This window comes from Bartonella sp. AP36NXGY (assembly GCF_042195865.1).
In the GTDB taxonomy this organism is placed as follows: domain Bacteria; phylum Pseudomonadota; class Alphaproteobacteria; order Rhizobiales; family Rhizobiaceae; genus Bartonella.
Genome location: NZ_JBHIPD010000046.1, coordinates 1 through 2334, shown reverse-complemented (window position 1 = coordinate 2334; position 2334 = coordinate 1). Strand labels below are relative to the sequence as shown.

Genomic DNA, 2334 nt, shown 5'->3' with positions numbered 1-2334 from the left:
AAGCGGTGGGCATATTAAGATTACAGATGTTGCTCTAACAACAATAAATGGTAACTATGGCGCAGCTACCACCGATCCTAACAGCTTGATTGAATTGTATGGGAAGACAACTATTGATAATGCTGTAACCGGACTTGATGCAGAAAATAGTGGTACAATCATAATGACTGGGGGAACAGTAACTGCGAAAACCATGGCATTGTTCGCAATGAATGGTGGACATATTAAGGTCACAGACGTTGCTCTGACAACGATGGATGGCAATGGATACGGTGCAGCTACCAGCAATCCTAACAGCTTAATTGAATTGTATGGAAATACAGCGATTAGCAATACTTTCATCGGGCTTTATGCAGAAAACGGTGGCACGATTAAAATGAATGGAGGGACCGTAGCAGCAAAAGGATCAGCATTTGTTGTAAAAAATAGCGGATATATTGATGTAACAAATGTTTCTGCAACAGCAGAAAACAGTGGCATAACATTTGATAAATCCGAGGATGATAACACCTTAGAAATCAACTTGACAAATACAAAGCTTCACACTGAAAATAGTATTGGAATTAATGCAGACCAATCAATCGGTATAGCCAATCTCAAAAATTCAGAAATCAGTGCCGATATTTTATTATCAGCAAAAGCCTCAACTAAAGAAAATAACTTTGCTTTTACACTAAATGCTAATCACTCGGTATTAAACGGAAGAGCAAAAATTGCAGAAAACAGAACCGTACGCTTTGATTTGACAAACAAGACAACATGGATATTGAAAACCAGTACAAAAGAAACCGATGATGATGGAAAACTGCTTGCTATTGCTCAAAGGTCACATTCTGATATTTCTGTGCTCAATCTCAATGATAGTTCTATTGTTTTCAATGGGCTGGTAGAAGATCATTATCATACATTGCATGTAGGATCTGGAATACCAACCACTCTAGCAGTCTATAATGCCTCTGGTAAGGCAGAAATTCATTTCAACGCTATATGGAGTGATGGTGTTGCAATAGATGCACAAAAAACCGATAGGCTTCTCATTCACGGTGATGTAGCAGGCACCACAACAGTTTATGTCAAAAGTGTTTCAGAGGATAAGGAGAGTGTAGAAAATGCTTCTCCTCCTTCAAATATAGGTGGACTTTCACTTATTCAAGTTTCTGGAGAAGCAAAAGGAGACTCCTTTAAATTGAAAAATAGCTATACCACCATAGGAGGAACTCCTTATAAATATACGCTGACTGCCTATGGACCAGTATCAAGTTATGGCAAAGCCAATGCTAACCAAAACTTATTCGATGAAAAGGATAAAGATTTCTGGGACTTCCGCTTGCAGCCTGAATTTCTTGACCCCGATTCAAAAGTAAGAGCAGTTGTACCACAAATGGCAAGTTATTTGGTTATGCCAAATGCTCTCTTTTATACTGGATTAGCCGATATGGCCAAGCAAAATGCACTTTTAGCCAATATGAGAACAACAGTCTTGGGAGAGCAGAAAAATCTTAAAAACAGTTTCTTCCTCTCTACCTATGGAGGTAAAGGAACCTTATCCTCGAAACGCGGTCCCCTTAAATATGGCTATGGTGCTGATATTCTCTATGCTGCTCTCCAAGCCGGTGTCACATTAGCGACATTAGAAGGACAAAATACCACGACACATTTCGGTCTTATAGGCACCTATGGGCGGCTGTCTTTCACTCCAAAAGAGATGCAGGATGCAAGTAAAAGCACTTTAGATAAATGGTCACTAACAGCTTATGGCAGCGTACAGCATGACAGTGGTTTCTATATGGATACACTTTTATCCTATGGAATAATAAAGAGCGATATCACCAATGCTATCATTGGTAAAACCGCGAAATTGAACAATGTAAAAATGTTGAGTATTTCCACCACCGTTGGCAAACAATTTTCTACCGGAATGGAAGGAGTAATCTTCGAGCCCCAAATACAACTTGCTTATCAACATTTGATGTTTGATACCATTGAAGATGCTGATAATTTTACCGTTGATATGAAAAATCCTTCTCAATGGTTGGTGCGAATTGGTGGACGTTTGACAAAAACCATTATGACCACTGAAAATGGTCCTGCCATTTCCTTCTATGGAAAAGCAAACTTGATCAAAACCTTTGGTGATGATGGTACCATCCAGATTGGCAGAGATTTTGACCTTGATCCTATGGGACCTGCAATTGAAGGCGGCATTGGCATCAATGCGCAACTGTCTCACAATTTCTCGCTTCATGGTGATGTCAGCTATCAACAAAAGCTTCAGAAAACTGGTATCTCTGGAGCTAGTTTTTCAGGCGGCATACGCTATCAGTTTTAAATCAA

General features: G+C 39.5%; 1 protein-coding gene. It reads left to right on the top strand.

The features are described 5' to 3' along the window. On the top strand, positions 1-2329 hold a 2329-nt coding region (locus ACFINX_RS09230; RefSeq protein ID WP_375668718.1), incomplete at its 5' end, for an autotransporter outer membrane beta-barrel domain-containing protein. Between the last annotated feature and the right edge of the window lie 5 nt (positions 2330-2334).